Origin of the sequence: Micromonospora hortensis (assembly GCF_022230935.1) — a bacterium.
Taxonomy (GTDB): domain Bacteria; phylum Actinomycetota; class Actinomycetes; order Mycobacteriales; family Micromonosporaceae; genus Micromonospora; species Micromonospora hortensis.
The window spans coordinates 1-25,994 of the sequence record NZ_JAKKFE010000043.1; the positions used below are offsets into that span (position 1 = coordinate 1).

Genomic DNA, 25,994 nt, shown 5'->3' on the forward strand with positions numbered 1-25,994 from the left:
GCGTGGGTGACGCCGTGGGTGTCGGGGCTGGTGCCGGCGATGTTCGCGACCACGGCCCGGCCGTCGTCAACGGTCTTGACGATGTCGGCGCGCAGCTTGTCGGTCTGCGTGGCGTCGGCGTCGGGGGTGCTGATCTCCACCGACCGGTAGGCGTCGTTCTTGCCGGTTTCCTTGTTCAGGACGGGGGTGATGTCGTTGATGGAGTTGGTGCCGGCCTCGGTGGTGCCCATCTCCTTGGCCATGTCGTCGACGTTGATGTTCTTGCCCTGCACACTCAGGGCGTTGCGGGTGGCGGCGGGCCCGCAGTAGTAGAAGTTCGGCTGTGCTTCGTAGCGCACGCCGAGTTCCCGCTCGCCGTGGCCCTTGCGGTCGGTCTGGGTTTGCGTGGCCGGCTTGCCGGTGGGGGCGGCGAAGGCGGTGGTGACGGGGCCGGCGATGGCGCCGCCGGTGAAGGCGAGGCCGGCGGCGGTGAGGGCGGTCTTACGGATCAGATCGGTACGCATGATGGCGTGCTCCTCTGCATCGGGGGTGTGCCCGCACGGCACTCAACAGGGGGGTGGTGCGACCGTGCGGGAAAGCTTGTGCCCGGCGACCCGCAACGAGGGGTCGGCGTCGGGACAGGGTGTAACGGTTCGCGGTGGCGGGTCATTCCCGCGGGGGGTCGGCCTGTTGTGGTGCTCGGCCGGACGGGGGGTGTAACCGGGGCGGCCTGGCGGGTGTTCCCGGCGGCTGCCGCGCCCGGCCGCCGTTGTGGTGCTCGGCGGTGCGGGGGGGGGGGGGTAACCGGGGCGGCCTGGCGGGTGTTCCCGGCGGCTGCCGCGCCCGGCCGCCGTTGTGGTGCTCGGCGGTGCGGGGGATGTAACCGGGGCGGCCTGGCGGATGTTCCCGGCGGCTGTCTCCCGGCGGGAGGGCCTGGCGGCTGGTTGCTGGCGGGGCCGGCGCAACCGTGACCCGGACTGTTGCGGTGGTCTGCCAGGTATAACGACCCGGCCCGGCCACCGATTCCGCCGTCGGGGTGGCCTCAATCACCCGACACGCGACGTCAAACCCGACAAAACACTCACCCTGTCGGCCCGCCAAACCCGACACGGTGGCCACGGCGACCTGATCCACTCGGGTTTTGACAGTCGCGGTGTCCGGGTGCCGGGGGCACCCCGACATCATGAAAGTCGAGTCGATCATGCCGGTCTGGGCCGTTCGGCGCGCCCACGACCGGCCTAGCGCGTCGTGTAGCCCGGCGGCCCGGTCCGGGTTAGCGCGTCGTTTGGCCCGGTCCGGGTCAGCACGCCCTGCGAACCCGACGCAAGATCGTGCTCGATCCAGGAAACAGGCCCTTCCCCATGCCACGAGGCCACTACAACCAGGATCGAGCACGATCATGCGGACCTGGGCAGGCGCCGGCCGGTCCGACGCGGCGTCAGTGTGCCGCGAACCCGGCACGGCGGACGGGTGGCGGCTCACCGGCACCTGCGGGGCGGCACCTGGGCGGCGACACCTGGCGGCGGCACCTGCGGGGCGGCACCTGCGCGGTAGCACGCGCGGGGCTACGGCGGCGGGGTGGTCCCGACGTGCGGGTGGGGCAGCCCGAACATGTCGGACTGCCCCACCCGGGAGCACAGGGACGGGATCAGAACCCGAGGACGCTCCGCCCGCCGACAACCGGCAGTCGCAGTTCGCTGTCGTTCGGTGCGACCCGCAGCTCGGTGCCGCCCAACGGCAGCAGGGTGTACTCCTGGTCGCTGGAGAAGACGACCACGCCGATCCGGTGTCCCGCCGGGAAGATGTAGTCCTTCGGCTCCATGGTCCACCGGTAGTCGTACAGCTTGCCCTGCTTGACCGGCTCGGTGCGCGCGGCGCTCTTGCGGTTCTGCGGGTCCATCCACCCTCGCGTCACCACGGTCGGGGCGGCGGTCGACCCGGCCGGGCCGTAGTCGACCAGGTACGCGGTGAGGTTCGCGTCCGGCTTGTTGTCGATCGCCATCCGCAGTCGCATCTCCGGACGCCCGGAGATGCGCACGCTCTGCGTCAGCTCGGGGGAGCGGTAGGCGAGTCGGTTGGCGCTCGCGGTGTCCGGGTTGGACACCAGGGTGTCGGGGTGGATGGTCCGGCCCTCGTCGACGAAGCTCTGCTCGATCTTGGCCTTCGGCGGCTTGCCGGTGGTGAGCGCGCCGGGTGCGGTGCCGTCGGTGGCCGCGAAGCGCAGGCCGACCTCCCGCGCCGCCGGGTCGGGCCAGTTGGCGTACGTGGTGTAGGCGCGGTCCTCGCGCTGGAGCACCGCCGTCGGCTCGTCCATGATGCCGTTGCGCACGTTCCACAGCCAGAAGTCGAACCAGCGGTTCTCGGTCTGCTTGTAGGTCCACGTCTGGCCGCTGGGCAGGGTCACCGAGGCGCTGCTGCCGGGACCGCCGTGGCCGCCCTGGTGCAGCCAGATCTTGCGGGGGACGTCGCGCTTGGCGAGCTGGTCCCACCAGCCGGCGAAGTGTTCGGTCTTCACGTTCCAGTCGTTGAGGCCGTGTACGACGAAGACGCTGGCCTTGACGTCGCGGGCGTCGAGGTAGTCGCGGTCGCGCCAGAACGTCGAGTAGTCGCCGGTGACCCGGTCCTGCTTCGCGGTGATCTCCGCGAGTTCGTCGGCGCACTGCCCCTCGGCGCGGGCCTGCCCGGCGGTGTACTGGGCCAGGATGTCGAGGTCCTCGCCCTGGAACGTCCCGGGCGCGACTACCAGACCGTTGGCCCGGTAGTAGTCGTACCAGCTGCTGATCGCGGAAACCGGCACGATGGTCTTGAGCCCCTTGACGCCTGTGGTGGCCACCTGGTTGGGCAGCGTCCCGTTGTAGGAGACACCGGTCATGCCGACGGCGCCGGTGGTCCAGCCGGCGGTGACCGCGGCGCCGTTCGCGTCGTACCCCTTGGCCCGGCCGTTGAGCCAGTCGATGACCGCCTTGGTGCCGAGCGTCTCGGCCTGGTCCCCGCTGGTCGGGCAGCCGTCCGAGTCGCCGGTGCCGACGCTCTGGCCGAGCACCACCGCGTACCCGCGGGGCACGTAGTAGTCGTCCAGCGAGCCGGGCAGGTTGGCCTTGGCCTGGGCCCGTTGTGCGCCGGCGTCGAGGGCGCGACGTCCGTCGCGGTCGGTCAGGCCGTTCTGCGGCAGGTCGTCGACCAGCACGCTCGGGTACGGCACGTCGCCCCAGGTGCCCTTGCGGTACGGGCTGTGCTCGAAGATGACAGGCACCTTGAAGCCCTGGGTGGCGGTCTCCCGGGGGCGGGAGATGTCGATCGCCACCCGGTCGGGCCGACCGTCGTGGTCGGTGTCCACGGTGGTCTGGACGAACACCCGCTCCTCGATCGCGTCGGCGAGCGAGAACACCGGTTGGGTCATGCCGTCACTGACCACGATGCCGGTGGGCGTGGTGGGCGTGGGCGGGGCGGCAGCTGCGGGTGGGGCTGCGCTGAGGGCCAGAGCGCCGGACACGCCGACGCTCAGGAGTGCCAGATGACGGGGTCGACGCATGCGCGTCTCCCTTCGGTTGGGCTGGTCGCCGGGGGTCGGCAGGGGCCAATCTCGAAGATCCATTCGTGGTCATGCTAGGTCCGCCGGGGCGTCCCGTCGATCCCCTCGCCTGTCCACCGTGGTCGGTCAGCGGGGTCGGTCAGGGGGTCGGTGGCGTCACCGCGATGATCAGGTGGGCGCGCTGGTCGCTGGCGTTGCGGTAGAGATGCGCCAGGCGCGAGTCGAAGGTGACCGACTCGCCGGCGGTGAGGGTGTACGACTCACCGCCGATCTCGGCGACGACCTCGCCGGTGATGACGATCGCGCATTCGGTCGACGGGTGCGCCCACGGTTCGGCCGAGCTGGCGTCGCCGGGTGCGAGGTGGGCCTGGAGCACCTCCAGGTCGCCGCGGCCGGGGGTGAGTCGTTCGTAGGTGATCTGGCCGGGTGGCGCGGCCAGTCTGGTCCGGGCGCCGACGCGGCTGACGTGCACGGGTGGCGCCTCGGGCTCGGAGAACAGCTCCGCGATCGAGGTGTCGAAGACCTGGGCGAGCTTCCGCAGGGTGGAGAGGCTGGGGTCGGTCGCGCCGTTCTCGATCTGGCTGAGCAGGGCGGGGGACACGTCGGCGGCTGTGGCGAGCTGACGCAGCGTGAGGGAGTGCTGCTGACGCAGATCGCGGAGTCGGTCACCGAGCATGTGTCCTCGTTCCAAATACAGTGTGGCTGAATCTTGATTGACCAAACTATACGGCCATGTTTAGGATCACTAAACATCAGGCGGCGATGTTCAGCTCAGGTGAACAAGCCGCATCGAGGCGCGAGCCGGACGCCTGCCGCCCGGTCTACATCCAACCCCGAGACGACGCCCCCGAGAAGCCCGCGACGCCGTCATCCCATCGGCCCGGCCGATGCGTGGTGTCGCCCGCCGGACGTCGACGCCCCGCGGATCCCGCACGGCGGGCCGCGCGATACGAAGGTAGGAACAGCATGTCGGTGTCTCCCCGCCGGCTCCTCGCCGGAGCGTCCGCTCTGGCGACGCTGGCCATCCTCTCCGTCAGCGCCTGCAGCGCCGGCGGCAGTGGTGGAAACGCGAACGGTACGGCGAAGACCCTCACCGTGAACACCTCGTTCGTGCTCAAGACCCTCGACCCCGGCCGGGTCTACGAGGCAACCGGTCTGACCGCCGTGCACGCCCTCTACGACACCCTGCTCACCTTCAAGGGTTCGGACGTGAGTAAGCCGGTCCCCGCGCTGGCCGAGTCGTACCAGGCGTCGCCGGACGCCACGACGTTCACCTTCAAGCTGCGGCAGGGCGTGACGTTCGCCGACGGCAGCCCGCTCACCGCCGACGACGTCGTCTTCTCGCTCAACCGGTTGAAGAACATCAAGGGCAGCCCCGCGGTCACCGTCAGCGGCCTGACCGTGACCAAGACCGACGACAGCACAGTCGTGGTCGCCTCGGCCACCCCCGACCCGAACATTCCGGTGGTGCTGTCGATGCCGTCCACAGCGGTGATCAATTCCAAGGTCGCCAAGGAGCACGGCGCCCGCGACGGTGCCGACGCCGCCCAGGGCGACACCGCGCAGCAGTACCTGGACACCAACTCCGTCGGCAGCGGCCCGTACGTGCTGAAGTCCTACGACCCCTCGTCGCAGGTGGTGTTGGAGGCCAACCCGAAGTACTGGGGCACGAAGCCGCAGTTCTCCCGGGTGGTGCTGCGCAACATGGATGTGCAGACCCAGAAGCTGACCATGCAGCGCGCCGAGGCCGCCGAGATCTCCCTGGACATCTCCGGCAAGCTCCTCGACGGACTGCCGGGCACCCTGCAGACCTCCGGAGTGCAGGACACCGTCTACTTCCTCTTCCTCAACGCCGACCCGGGCGTCTCGGCGGTCACCTCGAACCCGAAGTTCAACCAGGCCCTGCGCGCCGCGATCGACTACCAGGGCATCGCCGCCCTGTACGGCAAGGGCGCCGCCCCCGGGGCCGGGCTGGTCGCGCCCGCCTTCCCGGGCGCCCTGCCGGCCGGCGAGGAGTCCAAGCGGGACGTGGCAAAGGCCAAGGCGCTGCTCACCGAGGCCGGCCTGACCAACCCGACGGTGAAGTTCACCTACCCGGCCATCACCTACAAGGGTGTGGACCTCGGCACTGTGGCCACCAAGGTGCAGGGCGACGCCGCCGAGGCCGGCATCAAGCTGGAACTCAACCCGCAGCCGCTGACCACGTTCCTCGACGAGATGCGCGGCGGGAAGTCACCCCTCGGATTCACCCCGCAGAGCCTGAACTACCCGGTCGCCGACTCACTGATCAACAACATGGCACCGGGCCAGGCGACCGCGCTGCGTTCCGGCTGGACGGTCGAGCGGGCCGACCCGGCAGTGGTGGCCGCCGGCAGGAAGGTCACCGCGACCCTCGACCTGGCCGGCCGGGCCACCGCCATGCAGGAGTGGCAGCGGCTGATGAACGCGTCCTCGCCGTACCTCGTGCTGGCCAGCAACTCCTCCACCGTCGTGGCGACCACTGACCTGACCGGGGCGGACTACACCGCCGCCGGTTGGCAGGTGGACGTCGCCGCGGTCGGCCGCAAGTAGTCCCGACGACATGACGACAGTCCACGACGGTGAGCCGGGCGCGGTCGCCACGACCGCGTCCCGGCCCCGGGGTGCCCACCCGCTGCTGACCTTCCTGGCCAAGCGGGTGGCGGTCACCGCCGGCCTGCTGCTCGGCGTCACAGTGGTGACGTTCGGTCTGGTCAACGTGGTGCCCGGTGACCCGGTCACCGCCAACCTCTCCGACCAGGCGCTCAACGACCCCGCCGCGGTGGCCGCCTTCCGCGAGAAGTGGGGCCTGGACCAGCCGCTCTGGGCCCAGTACCTGCACTACCTGGGCAACCTGCTGCACGGCGACCTCGGCCACTCCCAGCAGACCGGGCGGGCCGTCCTGGACGACCTGCTGCACTACGTGCCGGCGACCCTGGAGCTGGCTCTGCCGAGCATGGTGCTGGCGCTGCTCATCGGCACCGGTGTCGGCATGCTCGCGGCGGTCCGCAACGGCCGGTTCACCGACCAACTGGTCCGGGTCGGCGCCCTGCTCGGGCTGTCAACCCCGCCGTTCTGGCTGTCCCTGGTGGTGCTCTACGTCTTCTTCTACCAGCTCGGCCTGGCCCCCAGCGGCGGACGACTCTCCACGGACTTCAGCCCGCCGCCCACCGTCACCGGCATGTACACGGTCGACGGGGCGCTCGCCGGGCAGTGGGACGTCGCCTGGGACGCCGCCCAGCACCTGTCCCTACCGGTGCTGGTGCTGACCTCGCTGACGGTGGCGATGCTGGTCCGCTTCGTCCGCTCGGCGATGCTCGAGGTGCTCCAGCAGGACTACATCCGGGCCGCGTACGCCAAGGGTCTGCCGACCCGGGTGGTGCTGCGCCGGCACCTGCTGCGCGCCGGCCTCGTCCCGGTGGTCACCGTCTCCGGCCTGGCGTTCGCCTCGCTGCTCTCCGGGACGGTGCTGGTCGAGAGCATCTTCGGCTGGCCCGGCGTCGGCCAGTACGCGTACCGCAGCGCCACGGCGCTGGACCTGCCCGCGATCCTCGGCGTCAGCCTCTTCGTGGCACTGGTCTACACGCTGGTCAACCTGACCGTCGACCTGCTGTACGGGCTCATCGATCCGAGGATCCGGTTGTCATGACGACACGTGCAGACCCGAAGGCGGAGCAGGCCCTGGGCCGACGCCGCTGGCTCGGCCGACTGCGTGGCGGCTCGACCAGCCGACCGGTCTGGCGTCAGCCGGTCACAGTGGTGGCGTTGACCATCCTCGGTGGGTGGTTGCTGCTGGCGTTGCTCGCCGACGTCGTCGCACCGTACGACCCGCTGGCGCAGAGCGCCGACACGTACGCGTCGCCCTCCGGGGCGCACTGGTTCGGCACCGACTCGCTCGGCCGCGACATCCTCAGCCGGGTCGTCCACGGCGCCCGCCTGTCCATTCCGCTGGCCCTGGCGATCGTTTCCCTTGCCCTGCTTGTCGGCGGGCTGCTCGGGCTGGTCGCCGGATACGTCGGCCGGTTCGTCGACGAGGCGCTGATGCGCCTGACCGACCTGGTGTTCGCGTTCCCGCAGATCATCCTGGCCATGGCGGTGACGGCGGCATTCGGCCCGAACACCCGCAACGCCGTGCTGGCCCTTGTCATCGTCTCCTGGCCGGTCTACGCCCGGGTGATCCGCAGCGCCGTGCTGAGCATGCGCGGCGACGACTACCTCAACGCCGCCCGCCTGCTCGGCGTCGGGCCGATCCGGGCGTTGCGCCGCGACGTGCTGCCCAACAGCATCGGCCCGGCGATCGTGCTGGCCACCCTGGAGCTGGGCAACGCGGTGCTGCTGCTCGCGGCCCTGTCGTTCCTCGGCCTGGGCCCGCGCCCGCCGGCCGCCGAGTGGGGCTCGATGGTGGCCCTCGGCGCGCAGGACCTGTCGATGTGGTGGGTCAGCGTGTTCCCCGGCCTCGCCATCCTCACCGTGGTGATGGCCTTCAACGTGCTCGGCGACGCGCTGCGCGACCGGCTCGACCCCCGCTACACGAAGGGACGCTGAGGTGGCACCGCTGCTCGACGTCGACTCCCTGGCCGTCACTCTGCCCTCACCGCGTGGCCCGCTGCCGATCCTGCACGACGTGTCGTTGACAGTTGACGAGGGGGAACTGGTCGGCATCGCGGGGGAGAGCGGCTGCGGCAAGAGCCTCACCGCGCAGACCCTGCTCGGGCTGCTGCCCCCGGGGGCTGCGGTCACCGGCTCGGCCCGGTACGCCGGCACCGAACTGCTGAACCTGGACGCCCGGGGCTGGCAGCGGGTCCGTGGCGCCGGCATCGCCATGGTCTTCCAGGATCCGAGCGCGGCCCTGCACCCGATGCTCACTGTCGGGCGGCAGCTCACCGAGCACATGCGGGTGCACCTGCGGATGGACCGTCGAGCTGCCGGCCGCCGCGCGGTGGAGCTGCTCGATCAGGTTCGCATCCCGGACCCGGAGCGGGCGCTGCGCGCGTACCCGCACCAGTTCTCCGGCGGAATGCGGCAGCGGGTGGCCATCGCCATCGCGCTGGCCGCCCGGCCCCGACTGCTGATCGCCGACGAACCGACTACCGCCCTCGACGTCACGGTGCAGGCCGGCATCCTCGCCCTGCTGGAACGGCTGCGCGCCGAGACCGGGCTGGCCGTCGCGTTCATCACCCACGACCTCGGGGTGCTCAGCGCCCTCACCACCCGTGGCTACATCTTCTACGCCGGACGGGTCGTCGAGACCGGCCCGACGGGCAGCCTGCTCACCGCCCCCACCCACCCGTACACGGCCGCGTTGCTCGGCGCCCGACCGCACGGCACCCAGACCGGCGGGACGTTGCGGCCCATCCCGGGCGCCCCGCCGGCACCCGGAGAGGCGCCGCCGGGCTGCCCGTTCCAACCCCGCTGCGAGTACGCCGAACCGTCCTGCGGCGAGGCCCCGCCCCCGCTCACCCCCGCCGGAGCCGACCGATCGGTGGCCTGCGTGGTCCGTCCGCACCTGGAGGTGGCCGCGTGAACACCACAGCGCCCGCGCGACTGTCCTTCACCGACGTGGAGGTCGAGTACCGCTCCCGAGGGCGTGGCCGGGTGCGGGCCGTCGCCGGGGTCAGCCTGGAGGTGTCGCCCGGCCAGATCGTCGGGCTGGTCGGCGAGTCCGGCTGCGGCAAGTCCACACTGGCCCGCGTCGCGGTCGGGTTGAGCGCACCGAGCGCCGGCACCGTCGAGTACGCCGGCCGACCGGTCACCCCGCTGGGCTGGCGGCCCCGCTCCGGCGCCGAGGTCGGCCTCCAGATGGTCTTCCAGAACCCGTACGCCTCGCTGAACCCCCGGCGCACCATCGGCTCCCAACTCCTCGACGGCGTGCCGGCCGCGGTCACCGGGTCGGCCCGCCGAGCCCGGGTGCACGAGCTGCTCGAACGGGTGGCCATGCCGACCAGTGCCGCCCAGCGGTATCCGCACCAGTTCTCCGGCGGTCAGCGGCAGCGTCTGGCGATCGCTCGCGCGCTCGCCCCGGAACCCCGGATGATCATCGCGGACGAGCCGGTCACCGCGCTGGACGCCTCGTCCCAGGCCCAGGTGGTCAACCTGCTCGTCGGGCTGGTCCGCGACCTCGACATGGGCATGCTCTTCATCTCCCACGACCTGGCGCTGGTGCACGAGATCGCCGACGTGACCGCCGTGATGTACCTGGGCCGGATCGTCGAGGCCGCACCCACCCGCGAGCTGTGGCGCGAGCCCCGACACCCGTACACCCGGGCGTTGATCGACGCGGTGCCGCAGATCGGGACCACCCCGCGCCTGCCCGCCATCCTCGCCGGGGAGGTGCCCGACCCGGCCAACGCGCCCACCGGGTGCCGTTTCCGGCCACGCTGCCCGCACGCGTTCGCGCCCTGCGGGGAGCAGCCACCCACAGTCGACCTGGGCGGCCGCAGCGTCGCCTGCTGGCTCACCGACTCCGCGACGGCCCCGACCGCCGCGCGCTCACTCTGAGGACGCCCATGCGCAAGCCCACCGAACAGGTCCTGGTCAATCTCGCCCTCTACGACGGTGTCCAGGACGCCCTCCAACCGGATCGCGGCATCTGGATCGACGCCGAGGGGATGATCCGTGCCGTCGGTCAGGTCGACGACGTCCTCGCCGAGGCCGGCGCGGCCCGCGTGGTCGACCTGGGCGGCGAGCACGTCATGCCGGGTCTGACCAACATGCACGTCCACCTCTCGCTGGGGCTGCCCGGCCACCTCGCCGACACGGTGCACGGCGCGAACCTGGCCGAGCTGGTGCTGCTGATGGCCGACTCGGCCCGGCGCACCCTGCACTCCGGTGTCACCACCGCCCGCCTCGTCGGGGAGAGCCGATACGCCGACTTCGCCCTACGCAGGGGGATCGAGGCCGGTGCTGTCGACGGCCCGCGCATCTTCACCGCCGGGCACGCGCTCTGCTGCACCGGCGGGCACGGCTGGGACGCCGACGCCCTGGAGGCCGACGGCGCTGACGGGTTCCGGCGGGCCACCCGCGAACAGCTCCGCGCCGGCGCCGACCTGATCAAGGTCTGCATCTCCGGCGGGATCGCCGGCCAGCACGAGGCGATCGACACCCCGCAACTGCTCGACGACGAGATGGCAGCGGTCATCCGCGTGGCGCACGACTGGGGGCGCAAGGTCACCGCGCACGCCGGCCCGGCCGACTCGGTCCGCCGCGCCGTCGAGCTGGGCCTCGACTGCGTCGAGCACGGGTACGAGCTGACCGACGACGTCACCCGACTGATGGCCGACCGGGGTGTCTGGTACGTGCCGACGATCGTGGTGAGCCGCTGCGAGCAGTTCTTCCGCGACTCCGGGGTGCCCGGCTGGCTGATGGACCGGGCCCTCGCGGCCGGACCCCGACACTGGGAAAGCCTCCAGCACGCCATCCGCAACGGCGTGCCGATCGCCCTGGGCAGCGACATGCCCCCGCACGCCGGCTACGACGAGACCACAGCGACCGTCCGTGAACTGGAGTTCATGGTGGACGCGGGAATGCCCGTCGCGGACGCGCTCAAGGCCGCCACCACCCGCCCCGCGCAGTGGCTGGGTCGCGCCGACGCCCTCGGCACCGTCGAGGCCGGCAAGCACGCCGACCTGCTGGTGCTGCGCGACGACCCGACCCGTTCGGTCTCCGCGTTGCGCACCCTGCACGCGGTGCTGAAGGGCGGCGTGGCGTACCGCGACGACCACGGCCGGCTCGGCGTGCCGCGATGAGCAGCATCACCGGGGTCGCCGACGGGTACCTCGACGCGCTCGCCGAGCTGGACCCGCAGGCGGCCGAGGCGGTGGGGCGTACACCGGTGTCGCACGTCCCGGATCTCTCGCCGGAGGGGTTCGACGGCCGCGCCGAGCTGGCCCGACGCACCGCGACGGTCGCCGCCGCGGCGACCACGCACGGCCCCGGTGAGCGGTCCCTTGCCGACGCCCTGCTGGACCGGCTGGCCAGTGAGGTCGACCTGTACGACGCGGGCTTCACCACCCGACTGCTCGCCCCGCTTGCCACCCCGGTGCACCTGCTCCGGCAGCTCTTCGACACCCTGCCCCGGCACACCGAGGACGACTGGGCGGTGGTCGCCGTCCACCTGCGCCAGATGCCCGAGGCCCTCGCCCGGTACGCCGAAACGCTGCGTCGGTCGGCGCAGCGCGGACAGTTGGTCGCCCGCCGGCAGGTGCTCGTGGTCGCCAACCAGTGCATGGCCTGGACCCGCGCGGACTTCTACGGGCGGCTGGTGGACGGCTACTCCGGCGGCACACTCGCCGCGCAGCTGCAATTGGGTGCGCGGCTGGCGACCGCCGCCACCGCCGGTTTCGCCGCGTTCCTCCGCGCGGAGCTGGCACCCGCCGCGTCCGCTGTGGACGGTGTGGGCGACGACCTGTACCGGGTCACCGCCCGCAGCTTCCTCGGCGCGACGGTCGACCTGGACGAGGTGTACGCGTACGGCTGGGCGGAGTTGGCCCGCACCGCCGCCGAGCTGCGGACCGTCGCGGGCGAGTTGGGCCACTCGCGGGTGGCCGCCGCGCGGGCGGCCCTGGACGCCGACCCGGCCGGTCGGGTGGCGGCCGGGCCCGCCCTGGAGGAGTGGCTGCGCCAGCGCACCGAGCAGCTGACTGATGCCCTCGACGGCACCCACTTCGACATTCCGTTCGCCACGCGCCGGGTGGTGTGCCGGATCAGCCCCGCCACGTCCGGGGTCATGTACTACACGCCTCCCGACCCGGCGTTGACGCGTCCCGGCGCGATCTGGTGGTCGGTGCCTACTGGCGAGTCGACGGTGCCGGTGTGGCGGCACGTCGGCACGCTCTGCCACGAAGGGTTGCCCGGCCACCACCTGCAGCACGCCGTCACCCTCACCACCGCCGCCCTGCACCCATGGCAGCGCACCCTCTGCCAGGTGCACGGGTACGCCGAGGGGTGGGCGCACTACGCCGAGCGCCTCGCCGACGAGATCGGCCTGTACGCCGGCCCGGCCGAGCGGCTCGGCATGCTCGACGGTCAGATGTGGCGGGCCGCTCGCGTGGTCATCGACCTGGGCCTGCACCTCGGGCTGCCGATCCCGGCCGGCAACGGTTTCACCGAGGAACGCCGCTGGACGCCCGCGCTCGCGGTGGACGTCCTCACCCGCGTCGCCGGCCTGGACGCCGAGACCGCGCGCTTCGAGGTCGACAGGTATCTCGGCTGGCCGGCGCAGGCCCTGGCCTTCAAGGTCGGCGCGCGGCTGTGGCAGCAGGCCCGCCGGGACGCCGAGCGCCGCGAGGGTGCGGCCTTCGACCGCAAACGCTTTCACCACACCGCGTTGGCGCTCGGACCCATGGGACTGGACCCGCTCCGCGCCCGCCTGGCCGACCTGCCCTGACCCCCCGCACCGCCGTACCCGATCGGAAGTGACAGCCGATGAGCGATGAGCTCCGCACCACCATCACCGACCTGTACCGGTCCCTCGGCGACCGGCAGGCCTTCGACGCGCACCTGCACCCGGACCTGACGTTCTGGGAGTCCGACGCCGACGGACTGCTGTCCGGCCTGCCGGCGCTCGACGACCTGCGGGACCGGCGGGCGACCCGGGCGACGGGGCCGGCGCCGATCTCGGTGGCGCCGGAACACCTGCGCGCCGATGCCTGGGGCAACACCGGTCTGGTCCGCTACGTGCTGCGGGCCCGCTTCGCCGACAACCGGCCGGACGAGTGCTTCCGGGTGACCGACGTCCTGCGCCGCGAGGACGGCTCCTGGCGCATCGTGCACCACCACGCGGAGGCCGTGCGATGAGCGCCGAGGAACCCACCACCGACCTGTACGACCTGCGGATCGTGGTCGAGCGGATCGAGGGCCGCTCGGTGTGCGGCCTGAAACCGGGCGACCACATCGACCTGACCGGCTCCAACCGACTCACCATCCCCGCCGGGGGGCACTTCTGCCTCTACGCCCTGGCGGCGTGCCTGCCGTTGCTGCCGGCGAAGCAGCGGGCGCTGGCCGAGGGCGACTGGATGGCCCGGGACAGCCACGTCGCCTGCCCGGACCCGGACGAGCGGCTCATCATGCGCATCGAACGAACCGGCCTTCAGCGCATCCCCACCGAGGAGTTGACGTGAGCGCTGGGCTGGTCGGCATCGGCCTACAGTCCGACAAGTCCGCCGACGAGTACGCGGAGCTGGCCGAACTGACCGAGCGGCACGGCTTCGACGTGCTGTCGGTCTTCGGTGACCTGATGTACCAACCCCCGATCTTCCCGCTGCTGGTGGCGGCCCGGCACACCCGGCGGATCCGCCTGGGCGCGGCGTGCCTCAACCCCTTCACCATGCACCCGGTGGAGGTGGCCGGTCAGGTGGCCGCGCTGGACCTGGCCTCACGGGGCCGGGCGTACCTGGGCCTGGCGCGGGGCACCTGGCTCAACGAGATCGGTGTGCCGCAGGTCCGTCCGATCCGGCGCATCGTCGAGACGGTCGCCGTCGTACGGCTGCTGCTCGCCGGCGACGACAGTGGTTTCCAGGGCGGGGAGTTCACAGTCGCGCCGGGCACCTCGCTGCGGTACACACCGGCCCGTGCCGACGTGCCGGTCCTCGTCGGCACGTGGGGGCGGCAGACCGCGCGGGCAGCGGCGGGCTTCGCCGGCGAGGTCAAGGTCGGCGGGTCGGCCAACCCGGCGATGGCCCGGATGATGCGCGCCTGGCTGGACGACGCGGCGGTCGCCGACCGCGACGGCACCGGTGTCGTGCTCGGCGCGGTCACCGTCGTCGATGAGGACGGCGCGCTGGCGCGCCGGGTGGCCCGCCGTGAGGTGGCCATGTACCTCGCGGTGGTCGCCGCCCTCGACCCGACGATCGAGGTGGACCCGGAGCTGCTGGCCCGGATCAAGCAGCACGTCGGCCGGCGGGAGGACGACCTCGCCGGCGCGCTGATCGGCGACGACCTGCTCGATCTGTTCGCCTTCTCCGGCACGCCCGAGCACGTCGCCGGACAGGCCGCGGCGGTGTTCGACGCCGGGGCGAGCCGGGTGGAGTTCGGCACCCCGCACGGGTTGACGCCGCACGGCGGCATCGACCTGCTCGGCAGGCGGGTGCTCCCACTGTTACGGGCGTGAAAACCTCCTCGTCGAAGGCTCCCCGAAGATCGTTCATCTGCATATGATCTTGCCGGAGTCGTCCGAAGAGGCGGTTTCGTCCACATTAGACGAGGAGCGACATGCTCAGGAAAACGCGATGGCTGTTGGCCGTCGCCGTCACGGCCACGACGCTGACCGCCCTACCGGGCGGCGCCGCCACGGCCGGACCCAGCGACATCGGTCGGACCGGCGCACCCGCAGCCACGGCCGACGGCAAGACGCACACCGTCACCCTGCTGACCGGGGACGTGGTGACCGTACGAGACACCGGATCGGGCTGCCCACAGGCCACGATCCGGCCGGCCGACGAGAACGCGGTGATCCACCAGAGCTGCGGCCCCGACGGTCACCTGCACGTCATCCCCGCCCGCGTCGCGCCCCAACTCGGCTCGGTCCTCGACCCCGACCTGTTCGACGTCACCACGCTGATCGCCGACGGCTACGACGACGACAACGCCGCCGAGCTGCCGCTCATCGTGCAGCCCGCCACCGCGTCCGCCCGGGTGGCCGCGCTCGGTGACGTGCTGTCGTTGCCCAGCATCGGAGCGGTCGCCGGCCGCGTACCCAAGAAGAGCCCGGCCACGGCGAAGCTCGCCACCAACTCGCTGCTCGCCGGCGCGAAGAAGGTCTGGCTCGACCGCAAGGTCCGGGCCACCGCCCTGACCGGCGGTGGACGGCCGGCCGGCCTGGACCGCAACCTGGGCCAGATCGCCGCGCCGGACGCCTGGAAGGCCGGCTACACCGGCAAGGGCGTCCGGGTAGCGGTGCTCGACACCGGTGCCGACTTCACCCACCCGGACCTGGTCGGCCGGGTCGCCGACCGGGCCGACTTCACCGTCGAGGGCGGTGACGCCGTCGACCACAACGGCCACGGTACGCACGTCGCCTCGACCATCGCCGGCACCGGCGCGGCCGCCCACGGTCAGCGTCGCGGCGTGGCACCGGACGCCAAGCTGGTGGTCGGCAAGGTTCTCGACGACAACGGCTTCGGCGACGACTCCGGCATCATCGCCGCCATGGAGTGGGCCGCCACCCGGGCCGACGTCATCAACATGAGCCTCGGCGGCAGCGACCCGGACGACGGCAGCGACCCGCTGTCGCTCGCCGTCGACGCTCTGAGCAAGTCCACCGGCGCGCTCTTCGTCATCGCCGCCGGCAACAGCGGCGGCGCCATCTCCTCGCCGGGCTCGGCCGCCAGCGCGCTGACCGTCGGCGCTGTCGACCGCAACGACAAGCTCGCCGACTTCTCCAGCCGTGGGCCGCTGGTCACCAGCAACGTGGCCAAGCCGGAACTGGTCGCCCCCGGCGTCGACATCGTCGCCGCCCGGGCCGCCGGCACCAACCTCCAGGACCCGATCGACAGGTACTACGAGGCCATCAGCGGCACCTCGATGGCGAGCCCGCACGCGGCGGGCGCCGCCGCGCTGCTCGCCCAGCGCCACCCGGACTGGAGCGGTGAGCGACTCAAGGCCGCCCTCGTCGGCGCCGCCGACCCGCTCAGTGGCATCGACCCGTACGCCGTCGGCGCCGGTCGGCTCAACGCGGTCCGGGCCCTCGGCGGCACCACCAGCAACCAGCCGGTGGTCAACCTCGGCACCTTCGCCCACCCGCAGTCCGGGACCAGCGAGACGAAGCTGACCTGGACCGGTGAGTCGACGGCCGTTCTCGACCTCGACGTGTCGATCGTCAACCACGACGGCCAACCGGTGCCGCGCGGCGCGGCGTCGCTCTCGACGACCCGGCTGACGCTCAAGCACGGCGCCACCGCCGCGGCGACCCTGCGGGTCAACCGTGCGGCGCTGGCCGCCCGACCGGGCTTCTACCTGGCCACCGTCACCGCCCGTTCCGGCCGCAAGCTGGTCGCGACGACCCCGGTGAGTTTCTTCGTCGAGCAGCCCAGCTACGACCTGACGATCCAGACGAAGCCGATGCCGGGCCTGAAGGACGGCGCGGAGAGCTGGATCAACCTGATGGTCACCAACCTCACCGACCCGGTGATCTACTACGGCGGCGCGGGCGGCACGCCCGGAGACACCTTCACGGTGCGGGTGCCGGCCGGCCGGTACGCGATCCTCGGCGCGTCCGTCGCCTACTACGTCGACAGCGACGTCCTGGAGACGACGCTCGCCGCCGAAACCGACCTGGAGGTGCGCGGCGCCCGAAGCGTGACGCTCGACCCGGCGCGGGCCAAGCCGGTGACGGCGACTGTCGACGGGGTGCCCACCACGCCCACCCGGACCGACCTCACCAACGTCCAGACCGCGCCGAACGGCCTGTCCTGGTGGCACCAGATCAGCGGGTACGGGGCGAAGACGACGGTCCGCACCACAGCGCTGCCCAAGCCCACCGTCGGCTCCCGGCGCACCTGGGCGGCGGTCAACCTGGACTCGCCGGCCGGCACCGCCACGCCGTACCGCTACAACCTGGTGCACGAGTACGCGGTCGGCGTGCCGACCGACCCCGCCTTCCGGGTGAACATGGCCGAGCAGGCCACACTCGCCCGGATCGAGGAGCGCTTCCACCAGGTGGACTCGGAGGGGATGGTCACCCAACTGATCCGCAGCGGCTTCACCGCGGACGGGGTGCCGGTGACGCAGACCCACGAGGGCAACCTGCCGCCGTACCGCACCGACTACCTCTCGGCCGGCTACCGCTGGGCCGACGAGGGTGTCTACGGTGGTCTGTCGGCCCAGGAAGCCCCCCGCACCTACCAGCCGGGCAGCCGTCAGACCAAGGTCTGGGCGCGGCAGCCGCTGCACTCCGGCTGGTACGACGACCCGGCCGGCGTCGACCACAGCTGCGCCACCGCGCCGGCACGGACCCGGGGCAACCTGCACATCGACCTGGTGTCGCTGACCGACCAGCACCAGCGGGCCGACTGCCTCCAGGGCTCCGCGATCGGGGTGAACCGCAAGCTGTCGTTGTACCGCGACGGGAAACTGGTCGAGGAGCGGGACCGCCCGCTCGCCGACTTCACAGTGCCGCAGCAGGTGGCCGACTACCGGCTGACCCTCGACGTCGACACGAGCCTGATCCTGCCGATCTCCACTAAGGTCAACACGTCGTGGACGTTCCGGTCGGCCGGGCCGGACGGCACCGGGAGCGTCCCGCTGCCGCTGCTCGCCGTGGACTACGCGCTGCCGATGGACACCAACAACCACGCCACCGGCGGAACGGCGGAACTCGCCGTCCGGCAGATGCGGGGCATCAAGGCGCAGAAGGTGACGTCGTTCCAGGTCTGGACCTCGACGGACGACGGTGCCACCTGGAAGTCGGCCTGGGTCACCGGCAGCGGCGACAGCTACCGGGTCGCGCTGCCGACGGCCGTCGCCGGGCAGCCCGTGTCGTTGCGGGTGAAGGCCGCAGCCAACGGCGGTAGCGGAATCGACCAGACCATCATCCGGGCGTACCACGCCGGCTGATCGTCGACACTGTGGTGCGGCCCGGCTCCGGCCGGGTCGCACCACATTGCCGTCGGAGCGGTGCTCATCTCGGGGTGGCTCGTGGCGCTCTCCTGGCGAACACGCGACGAGGTTGCCTGACCGTTGAGGCGGTTCTCGTCGTAGGCAGGTGACAGCATCACGTCATGGCCACAGCGAAGCAGCCAGCAACCGTTCCGACCGCGATCAGCGTCGACGACTTCCTGGCCAGCATCCCCGACGAACGTAGGCGGGCCGACGCAGGGCGGCTCCGCGCGATCATGGGTGAGCTGACCGGGGAGCCGGCGGTGATGTGGGGCCCGAGCATCGTCGGCTTCGGCAGCTACCACTACACCTACGAGAGCGGGCGTAGTGGCGACGCGGCCCTGGTGGGGTTCTCGCCGCGCAAACAACACCTCGTCCTCTACCTCACCGGCGACGGTCTCGAGGAGCGGGACGCCGCGCTCCTTGCCCGGCTCGGCTCGCACCGCGCCGGAAAGGGGTGCATCTACCTGAAGCGGCTCGACGACGTCGACGAGAGCGTGCTGCGGCAGCTGATCGAGCGGACCGTCCAGGCGCACAGGGGCGTCGACCGGGCCAGCCGCCGATGAACCGCCGACGTCACTGGCCCTCCCAGACCGCCTTCGCCCCGGAGTCGCCGGTGCGCACCACGTAATACACGGTGACGGCGGCGGCCACCAGCGACAACACCTGCAACGCCAGGGTCAGCGGCTGACGGGGCCGTCCATCCGCGCTGGCGTCGGCGGCCCTCGGCGGGACGAGCCGGACCAGCGCCAGGGCCACCACGCCCAACCCGATGCTGGTGTAGAGCGTCATGTCACCGAACTCCTGGTGCGCCTCCAGCTTCGGCAGGAACTCGGGGGTGACCCGGTTGGCGGCGCGCAGCCGCTCGAGGAAGGCGTCGCCGGAAAGCTTCGTCAGCAGGGCGGCGACCGGCGCGCCCACGGCCAGCAGCCCCAGCACCCACCGGGTGTGCGGCCGGATCGGCGGGACGAACGCGTAACCGACAGTCAGCAGGGCCAGCAGCGGCACGAACGCGACAGCGGCGTGCAACAGCAGAGGGTGGGCCGGGATGCCCATGAACTCCTCGAACATCGGCGTCTCCTCCGGTGGCATCGGCCTGGACGTTGATCGTCCACACAGGGACGCTATCGGTACCACGCGGGCGTGTCATCCCGGCGATCGCTCAGGTCGCCGCCGCACGGACGCCGAGGCCGACCAGCAGCACGCCGGTCAGCCGATCGAGCAGTCGTCGCACCGATGCGGTGCGCAGCAACCGGGCGGCGGCGCCGGAGACGACCGTCCAGCCGGCGAGCCAACAGGTGGCAAACGCGGCGTGCGCGGTGGCGAGCAGCAGCATCGGCACCAGCACCGGTCGGCCCGGTTCGAGGAACTGTGGCGCCAACGTCAGGTAGATGGCGGCGGCCTTGGGATTCAGCACGTTGCCGAGCAACCCTTGCAGGTACGGGTGGTCCACGCGCCAGGGCAGCCTTCGGGCGGAAACCGCCGGCCGCCGTCCCGCCCGCACGCGACGGCGTGACGCGGACCAGAGCATCCAGAGCCCGAGCCCGACCAGGTAGGCAGCGCCGACCAGCTTGACCACCCAGAACGCCTGCGACGAGCGGAGCACCAGCGCGGCCAGGCCGACAGCGGCCAGCGTGGCGTGCACGTAGAGCCCGGTCACCGTACCCAGGATCACCCACCAGCCCTGCCGCCGCCCGCCGCTGGCGACCCGCGAGACGACCAGGGTCAGGCTCGCGCCCGGCGTGGCGGTGATCGGCGCGACGGCGAGCAGGAAGCCGAGCACCGCGACCCCGTGCACGCTCAAACCACCACCCGGTAGTGGGTGGTGAGCAGCCCGGCGTCGTCGTACACGTGGAACGCGACGCCGGGCGGTTGCGTCTGGGTGGTCAACGGGCCCTCGCCCTCCCACGGCATCCGCAGCGTGGAGACCACACCAGGGGCGATCCGCAGTGGACGGCCCGCGAAGGTGCTCGCGGCAGCGGTGTGGAAATGCCCGGTCAGCACCGCGACGACCTGCGGGTGGGCGGCGACGAGTTCGGCCAGGGGGTCGGCCGGCAGAAGCCGCATCGGGTCGATGACCGGGTGGTGCAGCACCACCGGCGGGTGATGCAGGGCGATGAACGTCGGCGTTGCGGCCGACACCGAACCCAACTCGTCGGCGAGCCAGGCCATCGTCTCCTCGTCCAGGTGACCGTCGTCCGCGCCGGGCACTGAGGAGTCGGCGAGGAGGAAGACCGCCCCGGCCACGTCGTGGCGGGCGTTGATCGGGCCCGCGCCGCCGCGGTCGTCACCGAGCAGACCCTTGCGGTACGCGTCGCGCACGTCGTGGTTGCCGGGGCAGACCATGACCGGCAGCGGGGAGTCGAAGAGCCTCGCGGCGGTCTCGTACTCGGCCACCTCGCCGTGCTCGGCGACGTCCCCGGTGATCAGGATGGCGTCGACAGGTCGCGGCAGGCCGTGCAGGTAGTCCATGACCCGGGCGGTCCGCTCGGCCGACCGGGGATGGCAGTCGAGGTGGGTGTCACTGAGATGCGCGATGACCAGCACGAAGGCCCTCCTAATGGCTATTGGTGTCGAAGCCGTTAGGGACGCTACTCCGGGTCAGGTCGGCCACCGCAGCGCGATAGCCGCCGCGGTCAGCTCCGCGAGCGCGGCAGGCAGTCCTTCTTGTACTTGAGACCCGACCCACACCAGCAGGCGTCGTTGCGCTCCGGCGGCCAGGCGATCCGTGCGCTGGGCCGCGCCGACACCTCGGCCGCGTAGCCGGCCCGGACCGCCGCGTCGGCCGGATCGCCGCCGCGCCGACCGGCGAACGCGGTCAACCCGGCCACCGTCGCGCCGAACACGCCCAACCCCGCCTGACCGGCACCCCGCAGCCGAACCAACTCCGTCTCCAACCGGCCCCGGTGAGCGTCCCAGTCCGGCCCGTACACCTCGGTGAGGGCGGGGTGCTCGGCGAGCAGGCGATCGAACTCGGCCCTCGGCCAGAAGAGCAGATCCGACTCGGCGTCCCGACGCTCCCCGGCCCGACGCACGAGCTGGGTCTCCAACCGGTCCGCCAGGTCGTCCTGCCGGTCGTGCGGCAGGTTCAGATTCCGGCGTACCCGATGCCGTTGCTGCAACAGGAAGAAGGTGACACCGGGCGCGTCCGGCGGACCGAGATCGACCACCGGGTCGATCGTGGTGCTGGCCGGCCCGGACGCGGCGGTCGCGCGTTCGTTGAGCACTGTGTCGACCGCCTCGCTCAGCCACGTCTCGGCGGTCGCCGAACGCCCACCGGCGTCCAGCGCGGCGCTGACGTAGGCGGGAGCGTCGGGCTGCACGAGCAGCAACGGGCGCAACGCGGTCAACTCCGCCATCGCCTCGTCGTCGCGCCCACCGGCCCGGAACAGGGCGCGGGCCCGCAGCGCCCGGGCGAACCCGGCCCGAGGATCATCGCCGGACGGATACGCCTCCAGGGCCTGCTCGGCGTACCGCAGCGCGGCCTCGGGCCTGGCCCGGATCTCCGCGATCTCGGCGGCCAGTGTCAGCGCGTCCCCGGCGTCGTCCGGGTCCTCCAGCCGGCCCTGCTCGGCGGCCTGCGCGAGGGTGGCGGCGACACCGAGCGGATCGGCCTTCCCGAGCGCCGAACGGCGAAGGTCGGCGAGGTCAGCCTTGGTGAGTATCTCTCTCGTCGGCACGATCTCACGGTACGTCGGGGTGCTCACGGTATGCGGGCAGATCACCTGTTACGCCGCTCTCATGCCGCCCGGGGGCGGGCTACGACCACGCGCCGGCCGCCGCAGCCCGGGTGGCGTAGGTGTCGAAGTCGAGCGGGTCCCGTCCGAGAACCCGACGCACCCCGTCGGTCGGTTCGGCGAGATGGCCCGCCCGCATCCCGGCGAACAGGGCGTTCAGCGCCGTGGCCGTCTCCGCCGGATAACCCTCGGCGAGCAGCTCGACGTGGTACTGCTCCGGGGTGAGTTCCACGTAGCGGATCGAATGGCCGGTCACCCGGGCGATCGTCGCCACCGCCTCGGCGAAGGTGAGCGCACGAGGACCGGACAGGTCGTACACCTGTTCGTGGTGACCGGGCGACGTCAACAGGGTCGCGGCCACATCGGCGACGTCCTGGACGTCGACGAACGGCTCCGGCGTGGCGCCCATCGGCAGGGCCAGCCGACCGTCGAGCAGTGGTTGGCGCCACAGGTCCTCGCTGAAGTTCTGACTGAAGTTGTTCGCCCGGATGATCGTCCACTCGATGCCGGACTTCCGCACCGCCTCCTCGGCGGCGAGCATGCCGGGGGAGAAGCCATCGACTCGGTCGATTCCCCGGCCGGAGAGCGCCACGAACCGGCCGACACCCGAGTCGACCGCCTGGGTCACGAAGTCGGCCGCCGGCGCGGGGTCCTCCGGAGCCAGCAGATAGACCGCCGAGGCGCCCTCCAGGGCCGGCTGCCAGGTGGCCGGCCGCGACCAGTCGAACCGCACCTCACCCGAGCGGGAGGCCGCCCGGACGTGCCGGCCCGTCGCCCGCAGCGTCCGGACCAGCCGGCGACCGGTCTTGCCGGTGCCGGCCATCACGAGAATCGAAGGTGCGTCAGTCGTCATGACCACGAGTCAACGCGCCCGGTCGAGGGCGGGACATGTCCTGTCGTACGCCAGGCATGTCCGATCGTCCGCGGTCCATCCTCCGCGATCTATCGTCGGTGACATGGACCCGTTCGACAATCTGCTGCGCGGTCTGCACGCCGACGGCGCGGCCTTCGGCCGGTCGGTGCTGACGCCGCCTTCGGCCCTACGGTTCACCGACGGCGCCCCGCTGACGCTCTGCGTCCCGATGCGCGGCGAAGGCTGGATCTCCCATCCGGAGAGCGACAAGCCTCGCCTGGTCCGGGTCGGCGAGGCGGCCACCGTGCGTGGGCCCGCGCCGTTCGTGTTCGCCGCCGAGCCCCGGTCGAGCTTCGAGCCCGGGGAACTGCGAGACGTCCGGCGCGGCCAGACCGGGGTGGCCGACCCCGTCGGCGCGGACCACACCGACCGCCTCGTGCTGCTGGTCGGGGTCTACCACGTCAGGCGTCGAGTACCCCAGCGGTTGCTGGGCGCGCTGCCGCCGGTGCTCGTCGTGCCGGAAGACCAGGACTGCGCCGCGCTGCGCGACTACCTGGACGCCCAGCTCGACGCGGGTCGGCCCGGACGCCAGGTCGTGCTGGACCGCCTCCTGGACTGGTTGTTGGTGTGCACGGTGCGGGACTGGTTCGACCAGCCGGAGGCCGAGGCGCCCGGCTGGTACCGCGCGCTGAGCGACGACACGATCGGCCCGGTGCTGCGCGCCATGCACGACGCGCCGGGCCGGCCGTGGACCCTGGCCAGCCTGGCCGCGCAGGCCGGGGTGTCCCGGTCCACGCTGGCCAAACGGTTCACCGCGATGGTCGGCGAACCGCCGCTCACGTACCTGACCGACTGGCGCATGACAGTGGCCGCCGACATGCTGGCCGAATCGACAGCGACGGTCGCCGCCGTGGCGCGTCACCTCGGGTACGCGGACGCGTTCGGCTTCAGCGCGGCCTTCAAACGCGTGCACGGCATGAGCCCGAGCGGGCATCGACGGCTCACCCGGGTCGACACCACGGCGGCCTGAGCGGCTGCTCTTCAGGCCCAGAGCCGGTCGACGAGTGGTCGCAAAACCAACGAACTACTGTCATCTGCCGTCAACCCGTCGTCGGTAGCGTCCGGTCGCCAGTTTCCCGACCAGATCGCACAAAGGCGGAGTTATGGGCACCGTGGATCGCCGTACGTTCCTCAAGGCGATGGGAGTTCCCGCGATCGGCGCGGCGCTCCCGATGGACCTCAGCAAGGCGCTCGCCATCCCGGCGAACAACCGGACCGGCTCGATCAAGGACATCGAGCACGTCATCATCCTGATGCAGGAGAACCGTTCCTTCGACCACTACTTCGGCACCCTGCGCGGCGTACGCGGCTTCGGTGACCCCCATCCGGCGACACTGCCATCCGGCAAGGACGTGTGGCACCAGCCCAACGGGACCGACGAGCTGCTGCCCTTCCGCCCCGAGGTGAAGGACCTCGGCCAGACCTTCCTGCCGGACCCGCCGCACGGCTGGAACGACGGGCACGCCGCCTGGAACGACGGCCGGTTCGACAGGTGGGTGCCGAACAAGGGCGTCACGGCGATGACCTACCACACCCGCCAGGACCTGCCCTACCACTACGCGCTCGCCGACGCCTTCACCGTCTGCGACAGCTACCACTGCTCCCTGATGGGCCCGACCGACCCGAACCGCTACCACATGTGGAGCGGCTGGGTCGGCAACGACGGCAAGGGCGGCGGCCCGGTGATCACCAACGCGGAGGCCGGCTACGACTGGTCCACGTACCCGGAGCGGCTGGAGCGCAACGGCATCTCCTGGAAGATCTACCAGGACGTCGGCACGGGCCTCAACGCCGCCGGGTCCTGGGGCTGGACGAACGACCCGTACATCGGCAACTACGGCGACAACTCGCTGCTCTACTTCCACCAGTACCAGAACGCGCAGCCGGGAACGCCGCTGGCCGACAAGGCGAAGACCGGCACCGAGGTCAGGACCCAGGGCCGCGACCCGGAGGCGCTGCTGGCCGACTTCCGCGCCGACGTCGAGGCGGGACGCCTGCCGGAGGTCTCCTGGATCACCGCCCCCGAGGCGTACACCGAGCACCCGAACTGGGAGCCGGCCTACGGCTCCTGGTACATCTCCCAGGTCATCGACATCCTCGCCTCGAACCCCGAGGTCTGGAGCAAGATGGCGCTCTTCATCACCTACGACGAGGAGGGCGGCTTCTTCGACCACGTGGTCCCGCCGACGCCCCCGCAGACCCGCGAGCACGGCCAGTCGACAGTGCCGACCACCAACGAGATCTTCCCCGGCGACGCCGACCACCCGGCCGGGCCGTACGGCCTCGGCATCCGGGTGCCGATGGTCATCGTCTCGCCGTGGACGCGCGGCGGCTACGTGAACTCGCAGGTCTTCGACCACACCTCACTGATCAAGTTCCTGGAGGCGCGGTTCGGGCACGGCCGCCCGGACCTGATCGAGCAGAACATCACCCCGTGGCGGCGGGCCGTCGTCGGCGACCTGACCACGGCGTTCGACTTCCGGCACCCGAACCGCTCACGCGAGGTCAGGCTGCCCGACACCGACGACTTCAAGCCCGACGAGTTGGTCCGGCACCCCGACGAGGTGCCGGTCCCGCCGGCGGACCAGCGGCTGCCGAAGCAGGAGCACGGGGTACGCCCGGCGCGGCCGATCCCGTACACCCTGCACGCCGACGGGCACCGCGGCGACGACGCGTTCCGGATCGACTTCCGCAACTCCGGCGGGGTCGCCGCAGTCTTCCAGGTCCGCCATGCGGGCAGCGCGGACGCCCCACGCAGTTACACCGTCGAGCCGGGCAAGCACCTGACCGACACCTGGCCGGTCACCCCCGATTACGACCTGTCGGTACACGGACCGAACGGGTTCTTCCGCCGGTTCACCGCCGGTCGGTCCCAGCTCGACGTCACCCCCGCCTACGACGAGCACGACTACAAACTGGCCCTCACCCTCAAGAACCGCGGCTCGAAGCGGGTCGAGGTGACCGTCCGCGACGGGTACAAAGCTCGACCGGTCACGCTGTCGCTGCGCCCCGGCGAGACCGAGCGCGTCACGTGGGCGCTCGCCCGCACCCACGGCTGGTACGACCTGACGGTCTCCGTCGCCGGTGATGCCGACTTCGCGTACCGGTGCGCGGGTCATGTCGAGAACGGCAAGGACAGCATCAGCGACCCGGCCCTCGGCGGGCTCGTTTAGGGAGTTCCGACCCGGCGGGGGATGACGCGCGCGGTGGTCGGCGGGGCCAT

The 25,994-nt window shown here is 71.8% G+C and carries 22 protein-coding genes; 14 read left to right on the forward strand and 8 right to left on the reverse strand.

Going from position 1 to position 25,994, the window contains the following annotated elements; all coding sequences use genetic code 11:
* From NIE111_RS25995 to NIE111_RS26005, 3 genes are all read right to left on the reverse strand, one after another.
* Positions 1-503 (reverse strand): C39 family peptidase (locus NIE111_RS25995; protein ID WP_238686948.1); only part of this gene is annotated, 503 nt, incomplete at its 3' end.
* Between the two features lie 1,124 nt (positions 504-1,627).
* On the reverse strand, positions 1,628-3,511 hold the full coding sequence (locus tag NIE111_RS26000; RefSeq protein ID WP_238686949.1) for a Xaa-Pro dipeptidyl-peptidase: 1,884 nt from the start codon (positions 3,509-3,511) through the stop codon (positions 1,628-1,630).
* A 139-nt stretch (positions 3,512-3,650) separates the two neighbouring features.
* Positions 3,651-4,187 (reverse strand): helix-turn-helix domain-containing protein, encoded by a 537-nt coding sequence (locus NIE111_RS26005; protein WP_124772961.1) that lies wholly within the window; start codon positions 4,185-4,187, stop codon positions 3,651-3,653.
* A gap of 290 nt (positions 4,188-4,477) precedes the next feature.
* On the opposite strand from NIE111_RS26005, the gene NIE111_RS26010 reads away from it, so the two are divergent.
* From NIE111_RS26010 to NIE111_RS26065, 12 genes are all read left to right on the forward strand, one after another.
* Positions 4,478-6,082: an ABC transporter substrate-binding protein gene (locus NIE111_RS26010; protein WP_238686950.1), complete on the forward strand. Its 1,605-nt coding sequence runs from the start codon at positions 4,478-4,480 to the stop codon at positions 6,080-6,082.
* Between the two features lie 10 nt (positions 6,083-6,092).
* Entirely contained in the window at positions 6,093-7,178 is a 1,086-nt protein-coding gene (locus tag NIE111_RS26015; protein WP_210786304.1) for an ABC transporter permease, read from the forward strand.
* Positions 7,175-8,074 (forward strand): ABC transporter permease, encoded by a 900-nt coding sequence (locus NIE111_RS26020; protein WP_238686951.1) that lies wholly within the window; start codon positions 7,175-7,177, stop codon positions 8,072-8,074. The genes NIE111_RS26015 and NIE111_RS26020 overlap by 4 nt, the downstream gene beginning before the upstream one ends.
* Position 8,075: 1 nt before the next feature.
* On the forward strand, positions 8,076-9,053 hold the full coding sequence (locus NIE111_RS26025; protein ID WP_238686952.1) for an ABC transporter ATP-binding protein: 978 nt from the start codon (positions 8,076-8,078) through the stop codon (positions 9,051-9,053).
* Positions 9,050-10,027, forward strand: a complete 978-nt coding sequence (locus NIE111_RS26030; RefSeq protein ID WP_238686953.1) for an ABC transporter ATP-binding protein — start codon at positions 9,050-9,052, stop codon at positions 10,025-10,027. Before NIE111_RS26025 ends, NIE111_RS26030 begins: the two co-directional genes overlap by 4 nt.
* 8 nt (positions 10,028-10,035) lie before the next feature.
* Entirely contained in the window at positions 10,036-11,274 is a 1,239-nt protein-coding gene (locus tag NIE111_RS26035) for an amidohydrolase family protein (protein WP_238686954.1), read from the forward strand.
* Positions 11,271-12,914: a DUF885 domain-containing protein gene (locus NIE111_RS26040; protein WP_238686955.1), complete on the forward strand. Its 1,644-nt coding sequence runs from the start codon at positions 11,271-11,273 to the stop codon at positions 12,912-12,914. The genes NIE111_RS26035 and NIE111_RS26040 overlap by 4 nt, the downstream gene beginning before the upstream one ends.
* 38 nt (positions 12,915-12,952) lie before the next feature.
* On the forward strand, positions 12,953-13,324 hold the full coding sequence (locus NIE111_RS26045) for a nuclear transport factor 2 family protein (protein WP_238686956.1): 372 nt from the start codon (positions 12,953-12,955) through the stop codon (positions 13,322-13,324).
* Positions 13,321-13,647, forward strand: coding sequence for a TIGR04076 family protein (locus NIE111_RS26050; protein ID WP_238686957.1), 327 nt, complete (start codon positions 13,321-13,323; stop codon positions 13,645-13,647). The genes NIE111_RS26045 and NIE111_RS26050 overlap by 4 nt, the downstream gene beginning before the upstream one ends.
* Positions 13,644-14,636, forward strand: coding sequence for an LLM class flavin-dependent oxidoreductase (locus tag NIE111_RS26055; protein ID WP_238686958.1), 993 nt, complete (start codon positions 13,644-13,646; stop codon positions 14,634-14,636). The genes NIE111_RS26050 and NIE111_RS26055 overlap by 4 nt, the downstream gene beginning before the upstream one ends.
* A 101-nt stretch (positions 14,637-14,737) precedes the next feature.
* On the forward strand, positions 14,738-18,079 hold the full coding sequence (locus tag NIE111_RS26060; RefSeq protein WP_238686959.1) for a S8 family serine peptidase: 3,342 nt from the start codon (positions 14,738-14,740) through the stop codon (positions 18,077-18,079).
* A gap of 164 nt (positions 18,080-18,243) precedes the next feature.
* Complete coding sequence (locus NIE111_RS26065) at positions 18,244-18,687, forward strand: DUF1801 domain-containing protein (RefSeq protein ID WP_238686960.1); 444 nt, start codon at positions 18,244-18,246, stop codon at positions 18,685-18,687.
* A 10-nt stretch (positions 18,688-18,697) separates the two neighbouring features.
* Here the strand turns inward: NIE111_RS26065 and NIE111_RS26070 are convergent, their stop codons facing one another.
* The 5 genes from NIE111_RS26070 to NIE111_RS26090 all read right to left on the reverse strand — a co-directional run bounded on the left by NIE111_RS26070 (position 18,698) and on the right by NIE111_RS26090 (position 22,711).
* On the reverse strand, positions 18,698-19,192 hold the full coding sequence (locus tag NIE111_RS26070; protein ID WP_238686961.1) for a DUF2231 domain-containing protein: 495 nt from the start codon (positions 19,190-19,192) through the stop codon (positions 18,698-18,700).
* A gap of 91 nt (positions 19,193-19,283) precedes the next feature.
* Complete coding sequence (locus NIE111_RS26075; RefSeq protein ID WP_238686962.1) at positions 19,284-19,919, reverse strand: LysE family translocator; 636 nt, start codon at positions 19,917-19,919, stop codon at positions 19,284-19,286.
* Positions 19,920-19,921: 2 nt separating this feature from the next.
* Positions 19,922-20,668, reverse strand: a complete 747-nt coding sequence (locus NIE111_RS26080) for a metallophosphoesterase (RefSeq protein ID WP_238686963.1) — start codon at positions 20,666-20,668, stop codon at positions 19,922-19,924.
* Positions 20,669-20,757: 89 nt separating this feature from the next.
* Positions 20,758-21,801 carry an SEC-C domain-containing protein gene (locus NIE111_RS26085; RefSeq protein ID WP_238686964.1) on the reverse strand — a complete coding sequence of 348 codons (1,044 nt, stop codon included), beginning with the start codon at positions 21,799-21,801 and terminating at the stop codon, positions 20,758-20,760.
* A 79-nt stretch (positions 21,802-21,880) separates the two neighbouring features.
* On the reverse strand, positions 21,881-22,711 hold the full coding sequence (locus NIE111_RS26090; protein WP_238686965.1) for an NmrA family NAD(P)-binding protein: 831 nt from the start codon (positions 22,709-22,711) through the stop codon (positions 21,881-21,883).
* 103 nt (positions 22,712-22,814) lie between these two features.
* Here NIE111_RS26090 and NIE111_RS26095 point away from each other — a divergent pair, with 103 nt between their 5' ends.
* Both NIE111_RS26095 and NIE111_RS26100 read left to right on the forward strand, forming a co-directional pair.
* Positions 22,815-23,741, forward strand: a complete 927-nt coding sequence (locus NIE111_RS26095) for an AraC family transcriptional regulator (protein ID WP_238686966.1) — start codon at positions 22,815-22,817, stop codon at positions 23,739-23,741.
* 133 nt (positions 23,742-23,874) lie between these two features.
* Entirely contained in the window at positions 23,875-25,944 is a 2,070-nt protein-coding gene (locus tag NIE111_RS26100) for a phosphocholine-specific phospholipase C (RefSeq protein ID WP_238686967.1), read from the forward strand.
* Positions 25,945-25,994 lie beyond the last annotated feature (50 nt).

What these genes read in the sequence shown, in the direction of transcription:
- NIE111_RS26000 (WP_238686949.1), bottom strand. Translation starts at nt 3,511, where the DNA reads ATGCGTCGACCCCGTCATCTGGCACTCCTGAGCGTCGGCGTGTCCGGC.
- NIE111_RS26005 (WP_124772961.1), bottom strand. Translation starts at nt 4,187, where the DNA reads ATGCTCGGTGACCGACTCCGCGATCTGCGTCAGCAGCACTCCCTCACG.
- NIE111_RS26010 (WP_238686950.1), top strand. Translation starts at nt 4,478, where the DNA reads ATGTCGGTGTCTCCCCGCCGGCTCCTCGCCGGAGCGTCCGCTCTGGCG.
- NIE111_RS26015 (WP_210786304.1), top strand. Translation starts at nt 6,093, where the DNA reads ATGACGACAGTCCACGACGGTGAGCCGGGCGCGGTCGCCACGACCGCG.
- NIE111_RS26020 (WP_238686951.1), top strand. Translation starts at nt 7,175, where the DNA reads ATGACGACACGTGCAGACCCGAAGGCGGAGCAGGCCCTGGGCCGACGC.
- NIE111_RS26035 (WP_238686954.1), top strand. Translation starts at nt 10,036, where the DNA reads ATGCGCAAGCCCACCGAACAGGTCCTGGTCAATCTCGCCCTCTACGAC.
- NIE111_RS26040 (WP_238686955.1), top strand. Translation starts at nt 11,271, where the DNA reads ATGAGCAGCATCACCGGGGTCGCCGACGGGTACCTCGACGCGCTCGCC.
- NIE111_RS26045 (WP_238686956.1), top strand. Translation starts at nt 12,953, where the DNA reads ATGAGCGATGAGCTCCGCACCACCATCACCGACCTGTACCGGTCCCTC.
- NIE111_RS26050 (WP_238686957.1), top strand. Translation starts at nt 13,321, where the DNA reads ATGAGCGCCGAGGAACCCACCACCGACCTGTACGACCTGCGGATCGTG.
- NIE111_RS26060 (WP_238686959.1), top strand. Translation starts at nt 14,738, where the DNA reads ATGCTCAGGAAAACGCGATGGCTGTTGGCCGTCGCCGTCACGGCCACG.
- NIE111_RS26065 (WP_238686960.1), top strand. Translation starts at nt 18,244, where the DNA reads ATGGCCACAGCGAAGCAGCCAGCAACCGTTCCGACCGCGATCAGCGTC.
- NIE111_RS26070 (WP_238686961.1), bottom strand. Translation starts at nt 19,192, where the DNA reads ATGTTCGAGGAGTTCATGGGCATCCCGGCCCACCCTCTGCTGTTGCAC.
- NIE111_RS26090 (WP_238686965.1), bottom strand. Translation starts at nt 22,711, where the DNA reads ATGACGACTGACGCACCTTCGATTCTCGTGATGGCCGGCACCGGCAAG.
- NIE111_RS26095 (WP_238686966.1), top strand. Translation starts at nt 22,815, where the DNA reads ATGGACCCGTTCGACAATCTGCTGCGCGGTCTGCACGCCGACGGCGCG.
- NIE111_RS26100 (WP_238686967.1), top strand. Translation starts at nt 23,875, where the DNA reads ATGGGCACCGTGGATCGCCGTACGTTCCTCAAGGCGATGGGAGTTCCC.